The organism is Bradyrhizobium sp. UFLA01-814 (genome assembly GCF_046718885.1).
Classification (GTDB): domain Bacteria; phylum Pseudomonadota; class Alphaproteobacteria; order Rhizobiales; family Xanthobacteraceae; genus Bradyrhizobium; species Bradyrhizobium elkanii.
Genome location: NZ_JAQOSR010000029.1, coordinates 39,020 through 60,126, shown reverse-complemented (window position 1 = coordinate 60,126; position 21,107 = coordinate 39,020). Strand labels below are relative to the sequence as shown.

General features: G+C 66.5%; 20 protein-coding genes. 6 read left to right on the top strand and 14 right to left on the bottom strand.

Annotated features, from left to right (window positions below):
• Positions 1 to 157 precede the first annotated feature (157 nt).
• Positions 158 to 3,526, top strand: a complete 3,369-nt coding sequence (locus PMN64_RS11745) for an ATP-binding protein (RefSeq protein WP_411780808.1) — start codon at positions 158 to 160, stop codon at positions 3,524 to 3,526.
• Positions 3,516 to 4,442 (top strand): response regulator transcription factor, encoded by a 927-nt coding sequence (locus PMN64_RS11740; RefSeq protein WP_212054995.1) that lies wholly within the window; start codon positions 3,516 to 3,518, stop codon positions 4,440 to 4,442. The genes PMN64_RS11745 and PMN64_RS11740 overlap by 11 nt, the downstream gene beginning before the upstream one ends.
• Positions 4,443 to 4,495: 53 nt before the next feature.
• Here PMN64_RS11740 and PMN64_RS11735 read toward each other — a convergent pair whose 3' ends face one another.
• The gene (locus PMN64_RS11735; RefSeq protein WP_411780807.1) at positions 4,496 to 5,491 is read right to left on the bottom strand and encodes an AraC family transcriptional regulator; all 996 of its coding nucleotides are present in this window, start codon (positions 5,489 to 5,491) and stop codon (positions 4,496 to 4,498) included.
• A 130-nt stretch (positions 5,492 to 5,621) separates the two neighbouring features.
• Here PMN64_RS11735 and PMN64_RS11730 point away from each other — a divergent pair, with 130 nt between their 5' ends.
• From PMN64_RS11730 to PMN64_RS11720, 3 genes are all read left to right on the top strand, one after another.
• Positions 5,622 to 6,158 carry a carboxymuconolactone decarboxylase family protein gene (locus PMN64_RS11730; protein ID WP_411780806.1) on the top strand — a complete coding sequence of 179 codons (537 nt, stop codon included), beginning with the start codon at positions 5,622 to 5,624 and terminating at the stop codon, positions 6,156 to 6,158.
• A gap of 36 nt (positions 6,159 to 6,194) precedes the next feature.
• Complete coding sequence (locus PMN64_RS11725; protein WP_050387162.1) at positions 6,195 to 6,701, top strand: YkgB family protein; 507 nt, start codon at positions 6,195 to 6,197, stop codon at positions 6,699 to 6,701.
• A gap of 342 nt (positions 6,702 to 7,043) precedes the next feature.
• Entirely contained in the window at positions 7,044 to 7,235 is a 192-nt protein-coding gene (locus tag PMN64_RS11720) for a hypothetical protein (protein ID WP_038382082.1), read from the top strand.
• Positions 7,236 to 7,271: 36 nt separating this feature from the next.
• Here the strand turns inward: PMN64_RS11720 and cobF are convergent, their stop codons facing one another.
• The 6 genes from cobF to cbiE are packed head-to-tail and all read right to left on the bottom strand — an operon-like array spanning position 7,272 to position 12,401.
• The gene (cobF, locus tag PMN64_RS11715; RefSeq protein ID WP_411780805.1) at positions 7,272 to 8,021 is read right to left on the bottom strand and encodes a precorrin-6A synthase (deacetylating); all 750 of its coding nucleotides are present in this window, start codon (positions 8,019 to 8,021) and stop codon (positions 7,272 to 7,274) included.
• Positions 8,022 to 8,028: 7 nt separating this feature from the next.
• Entirely contained in the window at positions 8,029 to 8,757 is a 729-nt protein-coding gene (cobA, locus tag PMN64_RS11710) for a uroporphyrinogen-III C-methyltransferase (protein WP_411780804.1), read from the bottom strand.
• Positions 8,754 to 10,064, bottom strand: coding sequence for a cobyrinate a,c-diamide synthase (locus tag PMN64_RS11705; protein WP_411780803.1), 1,311 nt, complete (start codon positions 10,062 to 10,064; stop codon positions 8,754 to 8,756). Before PMN64_RS11705 ends, cobA begins: the two co-directional genes overlap by 4 nt.
• A complete protein-coding gene (gene cobM, locus PMN64_RS11700) occupies positions 10,061 to 10,858 on the bottom strand; it encodes a precorrin-4 C(11)-methyltransferase (protein ID WP_304499545.1) in 798 nt (265 codons plus the stop codon). The genes PMN64_RS11705 and cobM overlap by 4 nt, the downstream gene beginning before the upstream one ends.
• Entirely contained in the window at positions 10,855 to 11,223 is a 369-nt protein-coding gene (locus PMN64_RS11695; RefSeq protein WP_411780802.1) for a cobalamin biosynthesis protein, read from the bottom strand. The genes cobM and PMN64_RS11695 overlap by 4 nt, the downstream gene beginning before the upstream one ends.
• Positions 11,220 to 12,401, bottom strand: a complete 1,182-nt coding sequence (gene cbiE, locus PMN64_RS11690) for a precorrin-6y C5,15-methyltransferase (decarboxylating) subunit CbiE (protein ID WP_411780801.1) — start codon at positions 12,399 to 12,401, stop codon at positions 11,220 to 11,222. Before cbiE ends, PMN64_RS11695 begins: the two co-directional genes overlap by 4 nt.
• On the opposite strand from cbiE, the gene PMN64_RS11685 reads away from it, so the two are divergent.
• Positions 12,400 to 13,149 carry a cobalt-precorrin-6A reductase gene (locus PMN64_RS11685; RefSeq protein ID WP_411780800.1) on the top strand — a complete coding sequence of 250 codons (750 nt, stop codon included), beginning with the start codon at positions 12,400 to 12,402 and terminating at the stop codon, positions 13,147 to 13,149. The two genes, cbiE and PMN64_RS11685, sit on opposite strands and share 2 nt — an antisense overlap.
• Here PMN64_RS11685 and cobJ read toward each other — a convergent pair.
• From cobJ to PMN64_RS11650, 7 genes are read right to left on the bottom strand one after another with little or no spacing between them, the layout of a single operon-like run.
• Positions 13,125 to 13,859: a precorrin-3B C(17)-methyltransferase gene (gene cobJ, locus PMN64_RS11680; protein WP_411780799.1), complete on the bottom strand. Its 735-nt coding sequence runs from the start codon at positions 13,857 to 13,859 to the stop codon at positions 13,125 to 13,127. The genes PMN64_RS11685 and cobJ overlap by 25 nt on opposite strands.
• Positions 13,856 to 14,587, bottom strand: coding sequence for a precorrin-2 C(20)-methyltransferase (locus PMN64_RS11675; RefSeq protein ID WP_411780798.1), 732 nt, complete (start codon positions 14,585 to 14,587; stop codon positions 13,856 to 13,858). Before PMN64_RS11675 ends, cobJ begins: the two co-directional genes overlap by 4 nt.
• Before the next feature lie 2 nt (positions 14,588 to 14,589).
• Positions 14,590 to 15,219 carry a precorrin-8X methylmutase gene (locus tag PMN64_RS11670; RefSeq protein WP_411780797.1) on the bottom strand — a complete coding sequence of 210 codons (630 nt, stop codon included), beginning with the start codon at positions 15,217 to 15,219 and terminating at the stop codon, positions 14,590 to 14,592.
• The gene (gene cobG, locus PMN64_RS11665; protein WP_411780796.1) at positions 15,219 to 16,382 is read right to left on the bottom strand and encodes a precorrin-3B synthase; all 1,164 of its coding nucleotides are present in this window, start codon (positions 16,380 to 16,382) and stop codon (positions 15,219 to 15,221) included. Before cobG ends, PMN64_RS11670 begins: the two co-directional genes overlap by 1 nt.
• Entirely contained in the window at positions 16,379 to 19,627 is a 3,249-nt protein-coding gene (gene cobN / locus PMN64_RS11660; RefSeq protein WP_411780795.1) for a cobaltochelatase subunit CobN, read from the bottom strand. The genes cobG and cobN overlap by 4 nt, the downstream gene beginning before the upstream one ends.
• Positions 19,627 to 20,661: a cobalamin biosynthesis protein CobW gene (cobW, locus tag PMN64_RS11655; protein ID WP_028345172.1), complete on the bottom strand. Its 1,035-nt coding sequence runs from the start codon at positions 20,659 to 20,661 to the stop codon at positions 19,627 to 19,629. Before cobW ends, cobN begins: the two co-directional genes overlap by 1 nt.
• Positions 20,658 to 21,032 (bottom strand): DUF1636 family protein, encoded by a 375-nt coding sequence (locus PMN64_RS11650; protein ID WP_028331460.1) that lies wholly within the window; start codon positions 21,030 to 21,032, stop codon positions 20,658 to 20,660. The genes cobW and PMN64_RS11650 overlap by 4 nt, the downstream gene beginning before the upstream one ends.
• Positions 21,033 to 21,107: the final 75 nt, after the last annotated feature.

Genomic DNA, 21,107 nt, shown 5'->3' with positions numbered 1-21,107 from the left:
TGGTTCGAGAACGCTTATTGATGAGGCTAGGATTGCTCACTTTTGTGCAGCGCACTGATACGTGAGATCGCGTATACTGCACCGCAAAATAGCGACGTAGGTTTTTGGTACGGGATTTGCCCGCGATCAGCGCATCGTGGACCAGGAGTTGAAACGAGTGGCAGGGCGGCAGCGGATAGACCGCGTCAGGCGCCAATACAATCAATGGGTCGCCAACCAGACGCTGGAAGACTACGCGCTGCGCTTCACCGCCAAGAGCGCGCGGCGCTGGTCCGCCGCCCGGGTCGCCAACACCGCGCTCGGCGCAATCTCGTTCCTTGCGCTGGAGGCGATCGGCGGCACCATCACGCTGAACTACGGCGCAATGAACGCCTCCGCTGCGATCCTGGTGGTCAGCGTCATCATCTTCCTTTGCGGACTTCCGATCGCCTACCATGCCGCGAAAAGCGGCATCGACATCGACCTGCTGACCCGCGGCGCCGGTTTCGGCTATATCGGCTCGACCATCACCTCGCTGATCTACGCCTCCTTCACCTTCATCTTCTTCGCGATCGAGGCGGTGATCCTGGCCAGCGCGCTCGACATGTGCTTCGGCATCCCGCGGCCGATCGGCTATCTGATCAGCGCGGTCGTGATCATTCCGCTGGTGATCTACGGCATCACGCTGATCAGCCGCTTCCAGCTCTGGACCCAGCCGCTGTGGGTCATCCTCCACATCATGCCGTTCGCGGCGATCGCCTGGGCCAATCCGCATTCGTTCACCGAGTGGCGCAAATTCGCCGGCGATCACGGCGATCCCGCAGGAAATCTCGATCTGCTGCTGTTCGGCACCGCGGCCTCCGTGGTATTCGCACTGGTGGCGCAGATCGGCGAGCAGGTCGACTTCCTGCGCTTTCTGCCGCGCGACCGCCGCACCTCGCGCAAGGCCTGGTGGATCGCGCTGCTCAGCGCCGGTCCCGGCTGGATCGTGCTCGGCGCGCTCAAGCTGCTGGCCGGCTCGTTCCTCGCCTTCTTTGCGCTCAGCCACGGCGTCTCGGCCGAGCACGCGGCCGAGCCCGCCAACATGTACCTCGAGGCGTTCCGCTACGTGCTGTCCCAGCCGGATCTGGCGATGGCGCTGACCGGCACGTTCGTGATCCTGTCGCAGGTCAAGATCAACGTCACCAACGCCTATGCCGGCTCGATCGCCTGGTCGAACTTCTTCTCCCGCCTCACCCACTCGCATCCCGGCCGCGTGGTGTGGCTGGTCTTCAACGTCGTCGTCGCGCTGCTGCTGATGGAGATCGGCGTCTATAAGGCGCTGGAGCAGACGCTCGCGCTCTACTCCAACGTCGCGATCGCCTGGGTCGGCGCGCTGGTGGCCGATCTCGTCATCAACAAGCCGCTCGGCTTGCGGCCGCAGCACATCGAGTTCAAGCGCGCCCATCTCTGCGATATCAACCCGGTCGGCGTCGGCGCGATGACGATCGCCACCGTGGTCTCGATCAGCGCGTTCTACGGCCTGTTCGGCCCGACCGCGAAGGCGCTGTCGGCCTTCGTTGCGCTTGCGGTCGCCTTCGTCACGGCTCCCCTCATTGCCTGGGCCACCGACGGCAAGTACTACATCGCCCGCAAGCCGAAGCGGAGCTGGCAGAACATCGAATCGATCCAGTGCTGTATCTGCGAGCATGCGTTCGAGCCCGAGGACATGGCTTCCTGCCCCGCTTATGCCGGCCCGATCTGCTCACTGTGCTGCTCGCTCGACGCACGCTGCCATGACCTCTGCAAGCCGCATGGCCGGATCGGCGCGCAGGTGTCGGATGCGCTGGGCAAGGTGATGCCGCAACCGATCTATGCCCGCATCAATTCGCAGCTCGGGCATTATCTCGGCGTGTTCGCCGTCTCGGCCGGGCTCGTGGCGATCGTGCTCGGCCTGATCTACCTGCAGACCACGGCGGCGGTGCATGCCAACGAATTGCTGGCCGACGTGCTCTGGAAGGTGTTCTTCGCGCTGACCCTGATCATTGGCGTCGTCGCCTGGCTGTTCGTGCTGGCGCAACAAAGCCGGCGCGCCGCGGAAGCGGAAACACGCCGGCAGACCACGCTGCTGATCCAGGAGATCGACGCCCACAAGCGCACCGACGCCGAACTGCAGCGCGCCAAGGAGGTCGCGGAGTCCGCCAATCTCGCCAAGAGCCGGTACGTCGTGGGCCTCAGCCACGAGCTTCGCTCGCCGCTGAATGCGATCTCCGGCTACGCGCAATTGCTGGAACAGGACGACAGCCTGCAGGTGCGGCCGCGTGAGCAGGTGCGCGTGGTCCGCCGCAGCGCCGATCATCTGTCGGGGCTGATCGACGGCATCCTCGATATCTCCAAGATCGAGGCCGGCCGACTCTACCTGTCGCGCGATGAAGTGCGGTTGAATGACTTCCTCGAGCAGCTGGTCGGCATGTTCCGCCTGCAAGCCGCAGCAAAAGGCATCGACTTCGTGTTCAAACGGCCGGCCGTGCTGCCGGTCGTGGTCTATGCCGACGAGAAGCGGCTGCGGCAGATCCTGATCAACCTGCTGTCGAATGCGATCAAGTTCACGCAATCCGGCCAGGTGCTATTCGTGGTGCATTACCGCAGCCCGGTCGCAGAGTTCGAGGTGATCGATACCGGACCCGGCATCCAGCCCGACGATCTCGAGCGGATCTTCGCCCCGTTCGAGCGCGGCGCGCTTGGCGTCACCCAGCCGCAGACCGGCACCGGGCTCGGGCTCACCATCAGCCGCCTGCTCGCGGGTGTGATGGGCGGCGACATCAAGGTCCTGAGTACGGTCGGCAGCGGCAGCACGTTCCGCGTCAAGCTGCTGCTGTCGGAGGTCACCAATCCGCGGCGCGATGCGCCGGTCGATGCTCCCGTGTACGGCTATCACGGTCCGCGCAAGACCATCCTGATCACGGACGACGACCCGACCCACCGCGACCTCCTGCGCGAGATCCTGACGCCGCTCGGCTTCATCCTGCTCAGCGCGCCGGACGGGCCAGGCTGTCTTGCCCTCGCGCAGCACTGCCGGCCGGACCTGTTCCTGCTCGATATCTCGATGGCGGGCATGGACGGCTGGACGGTCGCCGAAACCTTGCGCTCCGAAGGCCATCACCAGGCACGGATCCTGATGATCTCGGCCAGCGCGCTGGAGGCCCATGGCGCGCCGCTCGCGCAACCGTTCCACGACGGATACCTGATGAAGCCGATCGACATCCCGCGGCTGCTCGAGACCATCCGCCAGTTGCTCAAGATCGAGTGGCAGTATGAGGCCGAGCCGGCCTCGCCTCCGCAATGGAAGCCCGAGAGTGGTTCGCGGCCGCCGGTGAAATATGTCGAAGAGCTGATCAGCCTCGGCCAGCTCGGCTATGTCAGGGCGATCCAGCTCAAGCTCGACGAGATCGGCAATGAGTGTCCCGAACATGCCGATTTCGTCGGCCAGATGCGCACGCTGATCGACCGGTTCGATCTCGATCAATATATGGCGACGTTGAAGACATTGCACAGCTATGACCATTGAACAGAAGAAGCGCGACGTCGCGCTCGTCGTCGACGACTCGCCCGAGACGTTGCGCCTGCTGACCGACGCGCTCGACGGCGCCGGCATGACCGTGATGGTCGCGCTCGACGGCGCCTCGGCGATGCGCATCGTCGACCAGATCACGCCCGATATCGTGCTGCTCGATGCCGTGATGCCCGGCATGGACGGTTTCGAGACCTGCCGGCGGCTGAAGCGCGACGCAGGGCTCGACGGCGTGCCGATCATCTTCATGACGGGCCTCGCCGAGACCGAGCATATCGTGCGCGGGCTGGAGGCCGGCGGCGTCGACTATGTCACGAAGCCGATCGTGGTCGAGGAGATGCTGGCGCGCATCCGGGTCCATCTCGCCAATGCGCGAATGACACAGAGCGCCCGCGCGGCGCTCGACGTCTCCGGCCGCTATCTGCTCGCCGTGAACAGCGCTGGCGCGCTGCTGTGGGCAACGCCGCAAGCACAGCGACTGCTGTCGGATACGCTCGCCGACGCCGCCGACAATTTCGCGCTGCCGGATCCGATGCCGCAATGGCTCGAGCAGGCGCAGAAGGGCGGCACGGGAAAGAAGACGGCGACCGTGGCGTCATTCCCCGGCAACGAACAGCTTCGGCTGCAATATATGGGCAAGCTCGGGCCCAACGAATTCCTGCTGCGGCTCGCCAAGGACACCAGCGGCGACATGCCGGCCGAGTTCTCCAGCGAGCTCGGCCTGACCACCCGCGAGGGCGAGGTGCTGTCCTGGCTCTCCAAGGGCAAGACCAATCGCGACATCGCGCAGATCCTCGGCCTCAGCCCGCGCACCGTCGACAAGCACCTCGAGCAGATCTACGCCAAGCTCGGGGTCGAGAACCGCACCGCCGCCGCCGCGATCGCGGTCAACGCCAGGCATCGCAAGTCTTGATCGAGCGCACTCCGCGCCTCCCGCACCGAGACGTGAGCGAGGCACGGGGGACGCTACGCATCCACAGTCGGCGAACTGCCTTTCCGATCAGCCGGTGCAGCAGGTCCCAGCGACACCTCCTGTTCCGGCGGCTGCGATTTGCGCCACTGCGCCGGCGTCACGCCCATGTGGTTTTTGAAGGCCCGCTGAAAGGCGGCCTCCGATTGATACCCGACCATCTCTGCGACAGCGCCGGTCGAAAGCGATGATCCCTTCAACTCGTTCGCCGCAAGCGTCATCCTGACATCGGTGAGCAGATCGCTGGCCGATCGCCCGAGCTTGTCCTGGAACTGCCGCGCCAGCGTGGCGCGCGACATGTTGCAAAGCCGTGCGAGCTCCGGCAGCGACCACGCACGCGCGGGCTCCTTGAACATGGCGGCCACGGCCGGCGCGAGCCTGGGATCACCGACCAGGGCGAGAAGTCCCCGTGACGTTGCATCGGTCTCGCTCGCAAGCCGCAGCACAAGCGCGAACATTGCCGTGGACAGCGCATTCAGCATGGCGTGGCCGCCCAGATGATCGTCGGCCGTTTCGCTGCGCATCAACGACACGAGCCCGGCGAGCTGCGCAGCCGTTCCCTTTCCCGCACGCGCGCCGGCATGCACGACAAGACGCGGCGGAAGATAATTGCGCAACAGGCGGTCGTGCGGGGGTGCAATCGCGAAGTGCCCGCACAACAGGTCAAGCCGTTCGTCCGATCCGAGGTTTTCGCTGATCGTGAAATTCTCCGCCGCCCGGTTGCGCGCCGGCAGCGGTGTCGCGCCGCTTCCGTCGTGCATCACGTGTCGCGGGTTGCCGGGAAGCAGGAGGATGTCGCCGGGCTTCAGCAGCAACGGCCGTCCGCCCGCGGCGTCGTCCAGGATCGCCGAGCCGGCAAGCACCGCATGATAGGGGATCTCGTTGGTTAGGCCCGGTCCCTGCTCGATACGCCAGGGCACGCTGTAGCTGCAGCGCAAGTCGAGCCGCCCGCGCACCGGCATCATCTCGAACAGCCGGCTGAGCCAATCCATGGCCAATCCCCCTGAAGCAGCGCATGAGACGATTGAGCATATAAACGAACAATATGAACATTCAATGTCTCAAACCTCGATCCTATTGTCACTCCGCAATCGTTCACCACCCCGAACAAGGAGTGCCACCATGTCTCGTCTCTCAACTCCCAATCTCGAAACCGATACCGGCCCGTCGGGCCAGGTCTACGCCCAGATCAAGAAGGCGATCGGCGCCGTGCCGAACACCTACGCGGCGATCGCGGCCCACGGTCCGGCCGCGCTCAAGTCGATCCTTGCGGCCGATGCCGTCCTGACTGGCGGCAGCCTGCCCCGGCGCGACCTGGAGATCGTCAAGCTCGTCATCAGCGCCGCCGGCGGCTGCGATTATTGTGTCGCCGCGCACTCGCATCTCGCCAGGCTCGCCGGCGTGAATGCGGATGTGCTCAAGCAGATCCGCGAGGGCGAGCCGACCGGTGACGCCAAGGGCGATGCGCTCGTGCATTTCGTCCGCAAGCTCGCGCAGTCGAGCGGCACCGTCAGCGACGAGGATTTCGCCGCGATCAAGTCCGCCGGCTACAGCGACGCGCAGCTGGTCGAGATCAGCCTGGCGTTTGCGACCACGGTCTTCACCAACGTCTTCAACCGCATCAACGACACCGACATCGACTTCCCGGCAGTCGCGTGAAGCGACCGAGCGATGTCACGCGAAAGGATCACGACCATGACCACGCTTGCCAATACCACACAAAATCCGCTTGTCCGCGCGCTCGACAGGTCCGGCCTGCTGGCGGAGGATCTCGACTATCACGTCGTCCGGGCCGCTATGGTGATCATGTTCCTGTTCTTCGGCTACCAGAAGTGGTTTCCGTACGAATTCGAACGGCTGGTCCCGTTCATCAGCAACGGGCCGCTGATCTGGTGGCTCTATCCAGCGTTCGGCCACGCCGGCGCCAGCTACTTCCTTGGCGCCTCTGAGTGGACGTTCGGTTCTCTGCTGCTCGCGGGCTTCTGGGACAAGCGGCTCGGCGTGCTCGGCGCCCTCGGCTCGACCGGCACCTTCATCGCGACGGTCACCATCATTCCGTTCATGCCTGATGGCTGGGACGTTGCCGCCGGTGGCTTCCCCGCGATGACCGGCAACGTGCCCTTCCTGATGAAGGACGTCGTGCTGCTCGCCGTCTCGCTCTACCTGCTGAGGCAGGACGTGGTTCGTCTGATCAGGCAATAGCTGTTCGCGATTGATCGCCGGTGGGCCTCGGGCGTGCCGGCGATCGCGCATGGGACTGAGCAGACGCAGCATCTCTCGAACACAGCGACATGGCAGTCATTATTGTTGCGGGGGTCCGGCAGTCATTGCTCTTTAAGGCCGAGCCATAACCCCTTGCCGAACTTGCACAATGCGTTGAAAATCGGCCGCCCGCTCCGCGCAATCGGCTGCACTGCCGCCCGCTCGACGACGACGCACCGCCGCTTCCATGCACGAATGATCCGTCGCTCCGCGGCCATGAACATAGTTCCGCCGCGCGGTCTGCGCTAAAAAGCAGCGCCGGTGTTGTTCTGGGGTGAGTTGATGAAGAAGGACGACGTCACATGCCCGCGCTGCGGGGCCGGATTCCGACGCCTTGAGCTGGCGTCCGGATCTGGAAGCAAGGGCGAGTATCGCTGCCCGGTTTGCGAGACGACCCTCGAGCAGTTCGATGGCGACAGGCTCGTCGCCTACCGCCTGACCATCCAACCTTCGATTCGCGGATTGAAGACCTAGCAGCCGTCTGCACAGAATGCCGGAGCAAAATCCGGATCACGATTTCCGCTTCAGGACATAGCTGTCCATGATCCAGCCGTGCCGCTCACGTGCCTCGCGTCGCGCGGCAACGATGCGAGGGCCGACCTCCGCCAGTTCTCCCGCCATGATGATTTGATCGGGCATGCCGAGATAGGCGCCCCACCAGATTTGCAGCCCGGAAGGATCCAGCGTCTGGAAGGCGGCGCCGCCGTCGAGCATCACGACCACGGTGTCGACGCCGGGCGGCCAGCCGCCCTCGCGCAGCCGTCGGCCGGTCGTCACGAGGAACGGCTCGCCGATCTCATTGAGCGGCAGCGCATGCGCCGCGCACAGGGCCTGGATCGATGTGATGCCCGGGATCACCTCGATCGATGGCAACGGATCGAGCCGGCGCGCAATCCGCAGGCTCGAATCGTAGAGCGAGGGATCGCCCCAGATCAGCAGGGCGACGCGTCCCTCTCTGCCTGGGTTGCGCGCGATTTCCTGCGACCACGCCGCAGCGATGGCATCGTGCCAATCGTCCACACCCTTGCGATAATCCTCTTCGCCGGCGTCACGCACCGGCAGGTCGAACTCGGCAATGCGTGTGCGGTCATTGCTCAACGCTTCCGCGCAGATCGTTCGACGCAACTCGGCGAGATCCGACTTCGCCGTCCCCTTGCGCGGGATCAGGATCAGGTCGGAGGCATTGATCGCGGCGGTCGCAGCGAAAGTGAGCTGCCGGGGATCACCACAACCGATGCCGATCAGGGACAGCGTCAACATGGCCGCGTCACCCTCGTTCCGGCGCCAGCGCACCGAACAGAATAACGGCAGCCGCCGTGGCCGCGCCGGCATGCGTGAGCTGTTCGGCCAGCGCTGCGATCGTGGTGCGAAGCAGCCGCTCGTCCGCGTGGCCGAGCGATTCCGCCAGCAGCGCGGGGGTGTCGGGCGCGAGGCCGTGCGCGATCAGCCTTGCGGCCAATGCCGGGAAGGTCCGCCGCCCCATATAGACGACGGTGGTCGCTTCCGGATCGGCCAGCGCCGCCCAGTTCAGGTCCGCAGGCAATTCGCCCGTCACATCGGCGCCGGTCACAAACTGGACCCGGCGCGAGGTCAGCCGTCGCGTCAGCGGAATGCCGGCCTGCGCGGCGGCAACCGAGGCCGAGGTCACGCCGGGAATGATCTCGTAGCCGATGCCGGCCGCGCGCAGCGCTTCGACCTCCTCCTCGAGCCGTCCAAAAATGCCGGCGTCGCCGGATTTCAGCCGCACCACTCGCACGCCGGCGGCGGCGTAATCGACCAGCAGCCGGCTGACATGGTGCTGCTTCGCCGACAGGCGGCCGGCGCGCTTGCCGACCGCGACGAGATTGGCGCCGGAGCGCGCGAGATCGAGGATCGCGCCCGAGGCAAGATCGTCATAGAGCACCACGTCGGCCTCGCGCAGCCGCGCGGCGCCTTTCACTGTCAGGAGCTCGGGATCGCCGGGACCTGCCGAGACGAAGGAAACGAATCCGCTCACCGGTCCTCCGCAATCAGATGGAAGAATGTACCCGTCGCACAGCCGCGCCGCGATCCGGTCTCCGCAACGATCGTACCGGTCGCATCGCGCACCACCGCGAGCGGCGTGTCGGGCTGCGCGATGATTGTCGAATAATGAAACTCGTGGCCGCGCAAGCGTGCGCCCGGGCCGTGGCCGGGCATCGGTGCGGCAAGCTCGGCGAGCCGGTAGCCCAGATGCATGCGGCGCTTGGCATAGCTCGTCTCAAGGCCGAGCAATCCCGCCATCTCATGGCGCACGCCGTCGGCATCGGTCAACGCGGCGCCCAGCACCATGTAGCCCCCGCATTCACCGTGCACCGGCCGCATCTCGGCGAAGGTGCGGAGCCGCCCGAGAAATTGCCCGTTGGCTGCAAGCCGGCCGGCATGCAGTTCGGGATAGCCGCCGGGCAGCCAGCACACATCGGCGTCCGGATCGGGGCCTTCGTCGGCAAGCGGCGAGAACGTCACGATCTCTGCGCCGGCCGCGCGCCAGGCTTCCAGCATGTGAGGATAGACAAAGGAGAACGCCGCGTCGCGTGCGAGCGCGATGCGCTGACCGGGCGGCGTGATGTCCAGGCTGCGCACGGCTGATTGCGGCGACCAGACCTTGGCCGATATCAGCACGGCGTCGAGATCAACATGTTCGGCGACGAAGCGTGCGGCTTCGTCAATCAGACCGTCGATTTGAGCCTGCTCTTCGGCCTGTACCAGGCCGAGGTGACGCTTCGGCAAGGCGATCTCGGCGTGGCGCGGCAGCGATCCCAATACCGGAATGCCCGCGCCGGCCATGGCATTGCGCACCAGGGCTTCATGCCGCGCGCTCGCGACGCGATTGAGGACGACGCCGGCAAGCTGCACACCGGCGCGAAAATCACGCAATCCCGCCGCGACCGCCGCCGCGGTCTGCGCCTGACCGGAGGGATCGATCACCAGCAGCACCGGCCACCCCATCATTTCGGCGATGTCGGCAGTGGCGCCGGTCCCCGAGACGCCACGCGCGGCGACGCCGTCGAACAGTCCCATCGAGCCTTCCGCCAGCACGAGATCGGCATCCGCGCCGCGGCCTGCCAGATGCACGATCGCTTCGCGCGCCATCGCCCAGCTATCGATGTTGACCGACGCGCGTCCCGTGGCGACCGCGTGAAAGGCGGGATCGATGTAATCAGGCCCGCTCTTGAGGCATTGCACCTTGAGACCACGATTGCGATAGGCGCGCGCCAACGCCAGGGTCAGCGTCGTCTTGCCGACACCGGATGCCGGCGCAGAGATGACGAGCCCCGCGGTCATTGCGATGATTCCGGCGACGATTCCGGAAAGCGCGGCGCCGCCCCGACCGGACGGTAGCGGCGGTCGTAGTCGGCTGCATAGAGACGGCTCTCGGCGAATTCGTCCGCGCCGAGCGTCTTGCCGACCAGAATGAGCGCAGTGCGTTCGAGCTCGGGGCCCACGGCACTATCGAGCGTCGCGAGCGTGGCGCGCATGATGCGCTGGTCCGGCCAGCTCGCGCGCCAGACGATCGCAACCGGGCAATCCGCGCCATAGTGCGGCGTGAGCTCGGCCATGACCTTGTCGAGCAGATGGATCGAAAGATGGATCGCCAGCACCGCGCCGGTCGCAGCAAACGCTGCGAGTGTCTCACCATCAGGCATCGCGCTCGCCCGGCCCGGCGTGCGTGTCAGCACCACCGATTGCGCAAGGCCCGGCAGCGTGAGCTCGGCCTCCAGCGCCGCCGCGGCCGCCGAGAAGGCCGGCACCCCGGGCGTGACCGAATAGGGAATCTGCAACGCGCGCAGCCGGCGCAGCTGCTCGCCCATCGCCGACCAGATCGAGAGATCGCCGGAATGCAGCCGCGCGACATCCTTGCCCTCCGCATGCGCGGCAGCGATCTCGGCGATGATTTCGTCGAGCGAGAGCGGCGCGGTGTTGACGATGCGCGCATCCGGCGGGCAATGCGCCAGAACACCTGACGGCACCAGCGATCCGGCATAGAGACAAACCGGGCACGAGGCGATGAGATCGCGCCCGCGCAGGGTCAGCAAATCGGCAGCGCCGGGTCCTGCGCCGATGAAATGCACCGTCATTCGCCGTCTCCTTCCGCGATCGCCGCAACGGCCATCCGATCCTGTGACGCAGCCCTGACCGAGATCAGGCGCGCACCGCGCCCTGCCGCAGCGATCGCCGCAGCCTGGGCGACCGAACCTGTTCCGAATCTCGCCTTGATGATTTCGGACTGTGTCGCGGTTTGTATCTCGGCCAATATCCCGGCAGAAATGCCGCGGACTGGCAGTCCCAGTTCCTGGGCCAGCGCCTTCAATGCCGCCGCATCGGCCTTGTCACTCACCGTTGCAATTGCCGCAAGGCCGTCGGACCCGCCGGCCGCGTCGAGTGCGTCGCGCAAGGACGCGACGCTTGCATTGCGTCTGAATCCGAGACCAGCGACCTTCATCGGAGCGCGCTCCATTGCACGATCGGCCGCGCGGCTTTCCAGGCGCGATAGCGGCCCAATGGCTCGGCCTGCGCGATCTCGAGGCGCATCAACTCCCCGCCATGACGCTGGTGCAGATCGGAGAGCAGCGCCTCGGTCTCCAGGGTCACCGCATGCGCGACCAGTCGCGTTCCCGGCGCGATCCGTGACCAGATCGCATCGAACATCGTGGCGTCGAGGCCGCCACCGATGAACACGGCATCAGGCCTCGCGAGGTCCGATAAAGCGCCGGGCGCCTCGCCTTCGATGATGGTGATCCGATGCGCCAGGCCGAAGCTCGCCGCATTGCTGCGGATGTTGGCGGCGCGTTCGCTGCGGGCTTCGACGGCGATCGCCGTCCCTCCACACAGCGCCCATTCGATCGAGATCGAGCCCGAGCCCGCGCCGACATCCCACAGCCGCTCACCGGGCCGCGGCGCAAGCGCCGACAGCGCAAGCGCGCGGACCGGCCGCTTTGTCAGTTGCCCGTCATGCACAAAGAGCGCATCGGCAAGACCCGAGCTGCGTGCGATCCCTTGTCCTCCCTTCGCCTCCAACGCAACCGTGACGAGGCTGTCGCCCGAATCCTCCACATAATTGTCGGCGCGATGCTGCGTGATGGATTCACGCGGTCCGCCAAGCGCCGCAAGCGTCCATATTGCCGACGCCCCCCAACCACGCTCCGTCAGCCAGCGCGCGAGATCGGACCCCGCCTTGCCGTCGCGCAGCAGGCAGATGATCCGCGCATCGCGTACGAGATGCGGCAACAGCCGCTCGAACGGTGCGGCATGAAGACCGAGACAGACAGCGTTCTCGATACGCCAGCCCAAACGAGCCGCCGCCAGTGAGAACGTTGACGGCGCGGAGTGCGCGACCCATTCGCCGGGCTGCAGCTTCTCGACAAGGCTTCCGCCGGCGCCATGCCAGAACGGATCGCCCGACGCGAGCACCACCGTCGGACGACCCCGGCATTCAAGCACGACGTTCGCATCGAACGGAACCGGCCAGGCACGGCCGCGGTCGGTGATGCCGGCGAGCGCGAGGTGCCGCTCGCCACCGAAAACCGTTTCGGCTTCGGAAAGCGCGTTTCGGCTTGCATCGGAGATGCCGGCAAGGCCATCTTCGCCGATGCCGATGATGGTCAACCAGGGATTACCCATGATGCGCGCCCTGATCCTGGGCGGAACGACCGACGCCAATTTGCTTGCCGTCGCGACCGCGCGCGCGGGCATCGACGCAGTCTATTCCTATGGCGGCCGCACCCGCGCGCCGGCCGACCAACCGTTGCCGGTCCGCAGCGGTGGTTTCGGCGGCGTCAGCGGTCTTGCCGATTATCTGCGTCGCGAAGCCATCACGCATGTGATCGATGCGACGCATCCCTTCGCGGCCGAGATGAGCCGCAACGCGATCGCTGCGTGTGCGCAAACCACAACGCCCCTGATCGCGCTTGAGCGCGCGCCCTGGGACAAAACCTCCGGCGATCGCTGGATCGAGGTCGCGGACGTCGTATCCGCGGTCGCTACCTTGCCGGACAGCCGCGCCAACGTGTTCCTCGCGATCGGCCGCCAGCACATCGCGCCGTTCGGCACTCGGCCTCAACATGCCTATACGTTGCGTTTCGTCGACCCGCCCGAGCAAGCGCTGCCATTGCCCGATGCCGAAATCATCGTGTCGCGCGGCCCCTTCACGCTCGAGGGCGAGCTCGAGATGATGCGCGCGCGTCGCATCGAATGGATCGTCGCCCGCAACTCCGGCGGAACCGGCGCGCGCGCCAAGGTCGACGCTGCCCGCGTGCTCGGCCTTCCCGTCATCATGATCACGCGGCCACTGCTGCCCGAGAGGCCGCGGGTGGAAAGCGTGAGCGAGGTGATGCAATGGCTCGGTCATCGAACCTGCCTCGGCGCATAGACCCAGCGGCCGACCCGCCGGGTCGCCGAATTGCCGACGATCACGAGCGTCCGCATGTCGGCCATCTCTGGCCTTGCGTCGCGCAGCTCGACCGTCTCGATCCGCTGCTCGGGCGTGCTGACGGCGCGCGCGAAAATCACGATGCGCTCGTGACAGCCCGCTTCTTTCAAAATCTCGAGCGTCCGTGCAAAGCCTTCCGGCCGGCTGGCCGAGCGCGGATTGTACATCGCGATCGCGAAATCCGCTTCGGCCGCAAGCCGCAGGCGCTTCTCGATCAGCGGCCATGGCTTGAGATTGTCAGAGAGGTTGATCGCGCAGAAATCATGACCGAGCGGCGCGCCGGCGCTTGCCGCCGCCGCCAGCATCGCCGTCACGCCGGGCAGAACGCGAATCGGCAGGTCGCGCCATTGCGGCGTGTCCTCCAGCGCCTCGAACACGGCGGATGCCATCGCGAACACGCCGGGATCGCCAGAGGACACCACGACGACGTGGCCCCCTTCCGACGCAAGCCGCAACGCATCAGCGGCGCGCTGCAACTCCACGCGATTGTCCGAGGGATGCAGCGTGAGCCCGGCGCGCGGCGGCACGCGCGTCACATAGGGCGCATAGCCGACGATGTCGGTCGCAGCCGCGAGCGCAGCAGAGACCTCCGGCGTGATCAGCGCCTCATCGCCCGGTCCGAGCCCCGCGATGGTCAGCGTGCCGGTCATTGCGCGGCCTCCCTGCGCCGCCCCTGCCCGTGCACCAGCACGATCGCAAAATACGGACACTCGGCCTCGCCGACATCCGCAAGCTGGGCGACGCGCTGATCCGGCATGGTGCCGCGTTCGACGAGCCACGCATCATCGAGGCGCCCCGCGGAAGCCAACGCGCGGCGAATCTTCGGAAGATTACGACCGGTCTTCATCACGACCAGCGCGTCGGAGCTGTGCATCCGCTCGGCGAGCTCCGGCTCCGGCAGCGTCCCCATCAGAACGGTCGTCACATCGTCGGCGAGCGCAATCGGCTGACCCACCGAATTCCAGCAGCCGACCATGCCGGGAATACCGGCGATCACCTCGATCTCGACACGCCCCTGCAGCCGCGCATGCAGATGCATGAACGAGCCATAGAAATAGGGATCGCCCTCGCAGAGCACGACGATGTCGATCGCGCGCGCAAATCGCGCCAGGCGCTCGGCCCATTCGTCATAGAAGTCGGCCAGCAGCCGCGCGTAGTCCGGACTGTCGAACGCGATTTCCGTGGTGACCGGATATTCCATCGGATATTCGCTGACGTCAGCGACGAGCAAGCCTTCGACAATGCGGCGCGCCTGACCCGGTTGGCCCTTCTTGCGGAAATAAGCGACATGCTTCGCGGCACGCACCATGCGGTCGGCGCGTACGCTCATCAGGTCCGGATCGCCTGGGCCGAGGCCGCAGCAGATGATGCGTCCCATCGCTATTCGCTCCGGCTCGCCAGCGCATTGACGGCGGCAACCGTGATCGCCGAACCACCAAGCCGTCCCTCGACAGTCAGCGCCGGCACCGGGGGCTCAGCCATCAATGCCGCCTTGGATTCCGCCGCGCCGACAAAGCCGACCGGACAGCCGATGATCGCCGCCGGCCTTGGGCAATCGGGATCCTCCAGCATGTTGAGCAGATGGAACAGCGCCGTCGGCGCGTTGCCGATCGCAACGATGGCGCCGCCCAGATGCGGCCGCCACAGCTCGAGCGCCGCCGCGGAGCGCGTGTTGCGCATCGATTGCGCAAGCGCGGGAACCTTGACATCGCCCAGCGTGCAGATGACCGCATTACGGGCCGGCAGCCGCGCGCGCGTAATTCCTTCCGACACCATGCGCGCGTCGCAGAGGATCGGCGCGCCCTCCTGCAAGGCGGCTCGCGCGCACGCAGCCATGCCTGATGTGAAGCGCACATGCGCTTCCAGGCCCACCATGCCGGCGGCATGGATCATGCGCACGACCACCGGCTCTTCGTCTGGTGTGAAGCGGGCAAGGTCGGCCTCGGAGCGGATGGTGGCAAAGGACTGGCGATAGATCGTCGCGCCGTCGGTTTCGTAGACGTGCGGCATCAATGGCCTCCCGTCAGCACGGAGGGATTTGCGACGAGGTACGAACTGGTCAGCCCTCGGATGACCGGCGCATCCCGCGTCGTGCCGCGGCGGATCAGGTCAAAGCCGTCGTTTGTCGCAACGAGGGTGACATCCGCAGAACCGGAATGGGCACAGCCCTTGGCGCAGCCGGAGACGTGAAGCCGCGCATCGGGTGGGATATGCCGCGCGAGCGCCGACGCCAGCACGCGCGTATCGGCATGCGCCTCGCCGCAGCGCGGTGCGCCACTGCAGGCGACCACGCGCAGCCTGGGATCACCGGCATCAGTCACGAGGTCCGCCCCATGGGGCATCTCGCGCATCCCCTCCACCAGCATCATCCGCCACGGCGTCACGCGAAGTGCTGGTGCACTCCCGGCAAGATCGCTGAGCGTCTGGTGCGGCATCTGCCCGAAGGCGACGCCAACCATCGCGCCCGTCGGATAGAGGCCAGGCGCAGGGTCCGCCGATCGAGCCACGGGCTCGACATCACCGCGAAGTGTCTCCGGAACGCTCGCACCGCCGGCGAGATGAGCCGCCATCCGCTTTTTCTCACCCCTGACTCCGCCGGAAGCGACGAACCACTCGGCCAGCGCCAGCGCCGCCTGCACAGCCTCGCTCCGCGTGACCGAAAGCCCGCGCTGTGCGCCATCGGCCCGCACCAGCAGTCCGCCGCCGCGATCGCGCTCGATCCTGACGTCGGCGGACGCACTAGTCAGCATCCGCGCATCGCCATCATCGATTGCGAAGCCGAACTTGGTTGGAAGATCAAGCGAGGAACTGGCAAGCACCTGCTCAAGCTCGGTCGCAAGCGAGCGCGTCTCGTCGGCGGCAGTCCAGAACGGCGTCACCAGAATGTTGCGCTGCGCTTCGGTATTCGAGTCTGTGTCCAGCAACCCGAGCTCAGCGAGCCCATCGACCAGGGACGGATAAGCTTCATCGCTGACGCCGCGAATCTGGAGATTGGCGCGGCTGGTCAAGTCGATCAGTCCGTTGCCGTATCGCGCCGCCAGCTCGGCGATTCCCGCACCCTGCGCCGCGTCGAGCCGTCCGGCGCGCGGGCGAATGCGCACCACGAGGCCATCGCCTGATAGCATCGGCCGCAGCGCGCCGGGACACCAACCCTTGACCGCAACCGCGCTCATGAGGCCTCCTGCAGCGCAGCCGCAATCGAATTGCGCCGCGTTTGCCACAGCGACGCCTCATGCAACCTCGTGAAGCAGGTTTCGATCGCCGCCAGCGCCGCCGGATTCTCGCGCGCCATGAAGCCGCGAACCTCGTCATTGCCGAGCGTCGCTCCGTAGTAGAGATCGAACAGATGCGCCGGCACCGCGCCGGCGAGATGGGCGAACGCCGCCATGTGCTCCAGCGTCGCCGAGATCTCGGCGGCACCACGGAAGCCATGGCGCATCATGCCGGCGATCCATGCAGGGTTGGCCGCGCGTGCCCGCACCACGCGTGAGATTTCCTCGGTCAACGCGCGGGCATGCGGCTGATCCGGCCGCGTCGCATCGAGGTGATAGAGCGACGGAACTTTTGTGCCAAGGCGCCGGGCCGCCGCCGCGATGCCCGCCTCGTGCGCGGCATAGTCCGCCGCCAGCAACAGATCGGTCTCCGGCAAATCCTGGGTATGAACAAAACTGTCCGCAGCCGCGAGCCGCGCCTCGATGCCGGCGCGATCGGGCCGCATCTCGCCGTCGGATGCGAGAGCCCACGACGATGCCGACAGCCAGGCTTCGCCGGCCGCCTCGCGCGCCTCCTTGGTGAAGACATCCGGCATCGACGCGATGCCAACGCCATAATGTCCGGGGCGCGGACCGAACACGCGCGAGATGCGTTGCCGGTAAGGATTCTCGTCTGCCTCATCGCAGCGTTCGGACAACGCCTCCGCTGCAGCTTCGAACAACTGGGCCAACCCTGAAAAGACGTCGCGGAACAGCCCCGACACGCGCAGCGTGACGTCGATGCGCGGCCGGCCGAGCTCCGCCGGCGCGATGATGTCGTAGCCCGACACCCGGCCTGATCCATGATCCCAGCGCGGCGCGATGCCCGCGAGGTGCAGGGCCATCGCAAAATCCTCGCCGGCGGTGCGCATCGTCGACGAGCCCCAGAGGTCGACCACGAGTCCTTTCGGCCAGTCGCCGTCATCCTGCAAATGACGGCGCAGCAGCTCTTCGGCGAGCTTCACGCCCTGCGCATGCGCCGACGGCGTGGGCACCGCGCGCGGATCGACGGCAAACAGATTGCGTCCGGTCGGCAGCACGTCGCGGCGTCCGCGATAGGGCGAGCCCGACGGCCCCGGCGCCACGCGCCGTCCCGCGAGCGCATCGCGCAGCGCCGCCCTCTCCGCTTCGCCGCACGCGCCCTGCCCGAATATATGCAGGCCGTCGCCGAACTGGCTTTCCTTGAGGTCGCAGACGAAACGATCGATCTGCGGAATGGCCTCGGCTGCGGAGACCGACTCGGCGAGACCGAGATCGTCTTCCAGCCCGGCGATGCGCGCTTCGTCGCGAATCGCGGCGATCAGGCGCTGCCGCCGCGCCGGATCGAGGCCGTCGGCAGTCGAATACTCATCGAGCAAGCGCTCGAGACTGCGCAGGCCTTCCGGCACTGCGGCCTGTGCCAGTGGCGGGGGCAGATGTCCGATCGTCACGGCACCGATCCGGCGCTTGGCCTGCGCGGCCTCGCCGGGATCGTTGACGATGAAGGGATAGACAACAGGCAGATCGCCGATCAGCGCCTCCGGCCAGCATGCGGACGACAGCGCAACCGACTTCCCCGGTAGCCATTCCAGCGTTCCATGCGCGCCGATGTGGACGACGGCATCGATGCCTTGCCGCCTGAGCCACAGATAGAACGCGACATAGGCGTGACGCGGCGTGCGCGCCAGATCGTGATAGTCGGCGTCGCGCTGCCCCACCTCACCGCGCTCCGGCTGAACGGCAATGACCGATTTGCCGCAGCAGATCGCCGCGAAATGAAATGCGCCGTCACGGCAATCGGGATCATCCTCCGGCGCGCCCCATGCGCGGCTGAGATCGTCCTGCAGTTGTTGCGGAAGGCCGGAAAGCGCGGCGCGATAGTCGGCGACCTTCCACGTCAAATTCCTGCGCAAAAGAATGTCGCCCAGCGACTCCACCGGCTCAAGGTCAAATCCCGCGGCCGCGAGATCTGTCAGCAACGCCTCGACCGAGGCAAGCGCATCGAGGCCGACGGCATGCGCGATCTGATGCGGACGGCCCGGATAGTTCGAGAGCACCAGCGCAAGCCGCTTCTCCTGTTCCGGCTTGCCGGCAAGCCGATGCCAGGCGGCCACGCGTGCGGCAATTGCAGCGACGCGCTCGGCATCCGGCCGATGCGCAAGATGCGCGAATTGCAGCTCGGGATCGCGCTCACCAGGCGATTTGAAGCTCACGACGCCTGTGAACAGGCGGCCGTCGACCTCCGGCAGCACCACATGCATCGCGAGATCGCCAGGCGACAGACCGCGCAGCGATCCGGCCCAATCCTCGCGCCGCGCGGTCGACAAAGCGACCTGGAACACCGGGCACGATGCAGCGTCGAACGGCGTCGTGCCGTCGTCGCCGGCCGCGGAGAACGCGGTCGCATTGACGATGGCCGCTGGAGCGCATTGCGCAAACTGAACGCGCAGCCAATCGGACACGCCCGCCGCCTTCAACGAAGTGACGAACACGCCATGAGCATCAAAGCCCCTCTCACGCAATGCATCGATCAGTGCATCGACCGGCGCCGTGTCACCGGCCGCGAGATAAGAACGATAAAACGTCACCAGCACGCGCGCCCGGCCGTCCGGTGCCGGCAACGCCGCGATGGCACCGCGCCGGGGATCGTAGACGCCGATCTCGGGAAGATCGATCTCGCCGACCACAGGCCCGGCATAGAGTCCGGACGCCAGCGCCAGTTGCGCGATCACGGCCTGCGCGGCAACCGGGCCGCCCTTGTCGCACAGCACCTTGAGACGGCGCAGCGTCGAGACCGGCAAGGTCGAGAATTCATCCAGCCGCAGATCGTCGCGGCCATCGGCCGGCAGCACCACCAGGGCGATGCCGCGCTCCTTCGCCAGCCGATGCACCGCGGCCAGCCCGTACGACCAATAGGGCTCGCCGCCGATCAGCCGCACCAGAATGCCGCGGGCGTGCGAGAGCGTCCGCTCGATATAGGTATCCACCGACAGCGGATGGCGCAGCTCCGCGAGATTGCCGAGCCGCAGCGACGGCAACGCAGCGCGGCCGCGCCGCCAGCCGGCCGCGAAGGCAGCAAGATCGCTGTCGGAAAACGACAACACCACGAGATCGGCCGGATCCTGGCCGAGGTCCCTTGGCGTCGCGGTCTCCTCAAGGCCGCGGCTCTCGCGGAAGACGACGTGCATCAGACACCAAGCCGTGCCCTGATCGCGGCTTCGTCGATGTCGGCATGTTCGCCGATCACGACGAGCTTCGACTGCCGCACCCGTGCGCCCCAGGGCATGTCGAACTGATGCCGCACCCGCTCGCCGACCGATTGCACCAGCAGCCGCATCGGCTTGCCCTCGACCGCGATGTAGCCCTTGGCGCGCAGCACGTTCTGCTCGCGCGCCAGTCCCTTGATCGAGGCGATCAGCGCGTCGACATCCGAAACCTCCGGAAGATCGATCACGACGGAATTGAAATCGTCGTGCTCGTGTTCCTCCTCGCCATCGTGATGCGACGGCCGCGACGCGAGATCGTTTTCCGCCGCCGCCTCGAGCCCGAGGATCACGCGCGCGTCGATCGTGCCGTCGACGACGGGCAGCATCGGCACCTCGCGCGGCATCTCGGCCGCAATCACCTCTTTCGCTGCCTTGATCCCCTCCGCCCCGGCAAGGTCGGCCTTGGTCAGCAGCACGAGATCGGCACAGGCGATCTGGTCCTCGAACACTTCCGACAGCGGCGTCTCGTGGTCGAGATTCTCATCGGCCGCGCGCTGCGCATCCACCGCCGCCGGATCAGGCGCAAAACGGCCGGCGGCGACAGCCTCGGCGTCGGCCAGTGCGATCACGCCGTCGACCGTGATCCGCGAGCGGATCTCCGGCCAGTCGAACGCTTTCAGCAGCGGCTTCGGCAGCGCGAGCCCTGAGGTCTCGATCACGATGTGATCGGGCTTCACGTTCCGCGCCAGCAACTGCTCCATCGCCGGGATGAAATCATCGGCGACGGTGCAGCAGATGCAGCCATTGGCGAGCTCGACGATGTTCTCGGCCGGACAATTGGCGTCGGCGCACGACTTCAGGATGTCGCCGTCGACGCCTTCGCTGCCGAATTCGTTGACCAGCACCGCGAGCTTCTTGCCGTTGGCATTGCGGATCAGATGCTGGATCAGCGTCGTCTTGCCGGAGCCGAGAAAGCCGGTCACGACGGTGACCGGAATTTTGGCGAGCGTGGTCATTCTGCGGCCTCCGGCACGACGGGAAGAGGTGGAATGCGGGCGAGCGATTGCTTGCGGAAGATTTCCGGACGGCTGCGCCACGGCACGATGCCGTCAGGCGCCGCCGCATAGGCCGACGCACCGGCGATCACATCCGCGGCATTGTCAGCGGACAGTCGGCCGTAGACATAGGACCATCGCCCCGGCGCGCTGAGCGCGACCGAGCAACCCTGGCTGCAGGCCGACAGGCATGCGACGGGAACCAGATTGACGTCATCGGGCACGCCAGCCTCAACGAGCGCGGCATGCAGGCGCGCACCGGGCGCGAGCTCGCCTTCCGCCGGCGTCTGGCCGGCGCGGCAAGTGATGCAGACATGAAGTGTAACGCTCATCGCCCTTCCTGGATTGACAGCGGGAAGCGATGAGGCACACGAACCGATTTTGGACAGGTTCGTTCCCCGTCGCGG

Coding starts and splice junctions, on each gene's coding strand:
- PMN64_RS11695 (WP_411780802.1), bottom strand. CDS start 11,223: ATGAAGGTCGCTGGTCTCGGATTCAGACGCAATGCAAGCGTCGCGTCC.
- PMN64_RS11730 (WP_411780806.1), top strand. CDS start 5,622: ATGTCTCGTCTCTCAACTCCCAATCTCGAAACCGATACCGGCCCGTCG.
- cobJ (WP_411780799.1), bottom strand. CDS start 13,859: ATGACCGGCACGCTGACCATCGCGGGGCTCGGACCGGGCGATGAGGCG.
- PMN64_RS11675 (WP_411780798.1), bottom strand. CDS start 14,587: ATGGGACGCATCATCTGCTGCGGCCTCGGCCCAGGCGATCCGGACCTG.
- cobN (WP_411780795.1), bottom strand. CDS start 19,627: ATGCACGTCGTCTTCCGCGAGAGCCGCGGCCTTGAGGAGACCGCGACG.
- PMN64_RS11735 (WP_411780807.1), bottom strand. CDS start 5,491: ATGGATTGGCTCAGCCGGCTGTTCGAGATGATGCCGGTGCGCGGGCGG.
- cobF (WP_411780805.1), bottom strand. CDS start 8,021: ATGTTGACGCTGTCCCTGATCGGCATCGGTTGTGGTGATCCCCGGCAG.
- PMN64_RS11670 (WP_411780797.1), bottom strand. CDS start 15,219: ATGCCGCACGTCTACGAAACCGACGGCGCGACGATCTATCGCCAGTCC.
- cbiE (WP_411780801.1), bottom strand. CDS start 12,401: ATGGGTAATCCCTGGTTGACCATCATCGGCATCGGCGAAGATGGCCTT.
- PMN64_RS11725 (WP_050387162.1), top strand. CDS start 6,195: ATGACCACGCTTGCCAATACCACACAAAATCCGCTTGTCCGCGCGCTC.
- PMN64_RS11685 (WP_411780800.1), top strand. CDS start 12,400: ATGATGCGCGCCCTGATCCTGGGCGGAACGACCGACGCCAATTTGCTT.
- cobW (WP_028345172.1), bottom strand. CDS start 20,661: ATGACCACGCTCGCCAAAATTCCGGTCACCGTCGTGACCGGCTTTCTC.
- PMN64_RS11650 (WP_028331460.1), bottom strand. CDS start 21,032: ATGAGCGTTACACTTCATGTCTGCATCACTTGCCGCGCCGGCCAGACG.
- PMN64_RS11720 (WP_038382082.1), top strand. CDS start 7,044: ATGAAGAAGGACGACGTCACATGCCCGCGCTGCGGGGCCGGATTCCGA.
- PMN64_RS11705 (WP_411780803.1), bottom strand. CDS start 10,064: ATGACCGCGGGGCTCGTCATCTCTGCGCCGGCATCCGGTGTCGGCAAG.
- cobG (WP_411780796.1), bottom strand. CDS start 16,382: ATGAGCGCGGTTGCGGTCAAGGGTTGGTGTCCCGGCGCGCTGCGGCCG.
- cobM (WP_304499545.1), bottom strand. CDS start 10,858: ATGACGGTGCATTTCATCGGCGCAGGACCCGGCGCTGCCGATTTGCTG.
- PMN64_RS11740 (WP_212054995.1), top strand. CDS start 3,516: ATGACCATTGAACAGAAGAAGCGCGACGTCGCGCTCGTCGTCGACGAC.